A 2,646-nucleotide genomic window follows, 5' to 3' on the forward strand; every position below is an offset into this window, starting at 1 on the left:
CCGCATGGTTTTCCCGGCCTATGATCAGTGCATCAAGGCCAGCCATGTCTTCAACCTGCTTGACGCGCGCGGCGTGATTTCGGTCACGGAACGACAGAGCTACATCCTGCGGGTGCGCAATCTGGCGAAGGCCTGCGGTGAGGCGTTTTTGAAGACGCAGGCGGGTGGCCTGGCGGCCTGAGTCTCAGGCCCGCTTCGTCATCTCGAAGGAAACTTTGATCGGCAATATGTTCTGGCTGCTGGCACCGTCGATTGTGCGCAATGCCTGTCGAACGCCCGGCATCGAGAAGGCACCGTGAGCCTGCGCGGTGAAGCAGGCGCCGAGTGCGAGGATCTGCAGAAGTCTGGATGCCGTTTTCATGGTCGTTGAGCCAAATGTTCCCTGCCTGAGCGTGGGTCGCTTCAGCGCTGCGTTCGGTTCATGGAAATCTTTGATCCAAGGACGGGTGGCGCGGTCTCGTCCCGGCAGGGCGGCCAAAATTTCTGGAAACGGGCGCAAATCGGCGATCCCCGTGCGGAAAGGGTGACAGCGGCCAGCCGAGTTGCTATGCCCCCGCCCGGACCATTTTGCCGCGTGAGCCCCATCCATGCCTGACCTGCTTCTAGAACTCCGCTCGGAAGAGATTCCCGCCCGCATGCAGCGCAAGGCGGCTGGCGATCTCAGGAAGATGCTGACTGACGGCCTGGTCGAGGCGGGGCTGACCTATGAGGCGGCGCGCGAGTACTGGACGCCGCGGCGGCTGACCCTCGACATCAGGGGTCTCACCGCGCGCTCGAAGGATATAAACGAAGAGATCAAGGGGCCTTCGACATCGGCGCCCGAACAGGCGGTCCAGGGCTTCCTGCGCAAGGCCGGACTTTCCTCGATCGCCGAGGCGCATGTCCATTCCGATCCGAAGAAGGGCGATTTTTATGTCGCCCACATTTCGAAGCCGGGCAGGGCGGCCGAACAGATCATCGCGGACCTGGTGCCTGATATCATCCGCAATTTCCCGTGGCCGAAATCGATGCGCTGGGGGCCGGCCTCGGCCAAGCCCGGTTCATTGCGCTGGGTGCGCCCGCTGCAATCGATCCTGTGCACCTTCGGCCCGGAGACCGAGGAGCCTGTCGTGGTCGATTTCGAGATCGACGGCATCCGCTCCGGCAACATCACCTATGGCCACCGTTTTCATGCGCCTGATGCGATCACGGTGCGCCGCTTCGACGACTATGTTTCCAAACTGGAAGCGGCCAAGGTCGTGCTCGATGCCGACCGCCGCAAGGAGATCATCCTTGCCGATGCCCGCAATCTCGCCTTCGCCAACGGGCTTGATCTGGTCGAGGACGAAGGGTTGCTGGAGGAGGTGTCCGGACTGGTCGAATGGCCTGTCGTGCTGATGGGCGAGTTCGAGGAGGCATTCCTCGCCATTCCAGCCGAGGTGATACGACTGACCATCCGCGCCAACCAGAAGTGCTTTGTGACGCGGCCGCAGGGTGTCGACGACGCGCTTTCCAATCGCTTCATTCTAACCGCCAACATCGAAGCCAGGGATGGCGGCAAGGAGATCGCCCACGGCAACGGCAAGGTGGTGCGCGCCCGCCTGTCCGACGCGCTTTATTTCTGGACGACCGACCAGGGCGATTTGCCTGACCTGGCTGAGCTCGAGGCATCGGCGGAAAAATTCGGGCTTGATCTCAAGAAGCCGCTCGACCAGCGCATGGCCCGCCTCGACCATCTCGGCGTGACTTTCCACGCCAAGCTCGGCACGCAGGGCGAACGGGTGGAGCGGATCAAGCGATTGGCGGAAGAACTGGCTCCGATCGTCGGCGCCGATCCCGCGTTGGTCGGCCGCGCCGCTGTCCTGGCCAAGGCCGACCTCACCACCGAAGTCGTCGGCGAGTTCCCGGAACTGCAAGGCGCCATGGGCCGCAAATATGCGCTGCTTCAGGGCGAGCACTCGTCCGTGGCCGCAGCCATCGAAGAGCACTACAAGCCGCAAGGTCCGTCCGATTATGTACCGGGCGATCCGGTTTCGATCACAGTGGCGCTTGCCGATAAGCTCGACATGCTGGTCGGTTTCTGGGCAATCGACGAAAAGCCGACTGGGTCGAAGGATCCCTATGCGCTGCGTAGAGCGGCGCTGGGTGTGGTTAGAATATTGGTCGAGAATGATATTCGACTGGCGCTGGCAGCCATCGTCGGGAAAGCGTCTGACCTTCTGTCCTTCTTCCACGACCGCCTGAAAGTCTACCTCCGCGATCAGGGCGCCCGGCACGATCTCATCGATGCCGTCATCACGCCGCAGTCCGACGACCTCTTGCAGATCGTGCGCCGCGTCGAGGCGCTCGGCTCCTTCCTCGACACCGAGGACGGCAAGAACCTGCTCGCCGGCACCAAGCGCGCGGCCAACATTCTGGCTGCCGAGGAGAAAAAGAAAACGGCGGTCGCCGAAACCGTTGAGCCGGCGCTGTTTCGCGCGGATACCGAGAAATCGCTGTTTGCGGCGGTGAACCAGGCTGAGAAGCAAGCCGGCGAAGCGATTCAAAACGATGATTTTTCCGGCGCCTTGCTGGCGCTTAGCGTGTTGCGCGAGCCGGTTGATTCATTCTTTGAGCATGTTCTTGTAAACGATGAGGATCAGGCGGTGCGTGCCAACCGCCTGATCC

3 protein-coding genes are annotated in these 2,646 nt (G+C 62.1%); 2 read left to right on the plus strand and 1 reads right to left on the minus strand.

All coding sequences use genetic code 11. From position 1 onward, the window contains the following. A partial coding sequence (locus EN925_RS31325; RefSeq protein WP_128337184.1) for a glycine--tRNA ligase subunit alpha occupies window positions 1-181 on the plus strand: 181 nt, incomplete at its 5' end. Between the two features lie 3 nt (window positions 182-184). On the opposite strand, the gene EN925_RS31330 is transcribed toward EN925_RS31325, so the two are convergent. Next, window positions 185-499: a hypothetical protein gene (locus tag EN925_RS31330; protein WP_127369187.1), complete on the minus strand. Its 315-nt coding sequence runs from the start codon at window positions 497-499 to the stop codon at window positions 185-187. A gap of 88 nt (window positions 500-587) precedes the next feature. Between EN925_RS31330 and glyS the strand changes: the two genes are divergently transcribed. Further along, window positions 588-2,646: glycine--tRNA ligase subunit beta (gene glyS / locus EN925_RS31335; RefSeq protein ID WP_128337185.1), on the plus strand; the 2,059-nt coding region annotated here is incomplete at its 3' end.

The organism is Mesorhizobium sp. M7A.F.Ca.US.006.04.2.1 (assembly GCF_004022915.1).
Taxonomy (GTDB): Bacteria; Pseudomonadota; Alphaproteobacteria; order Rhizobiales; family Rhizobiaceae; genus Mesorhizobium; species Mesorhizobium ciceri.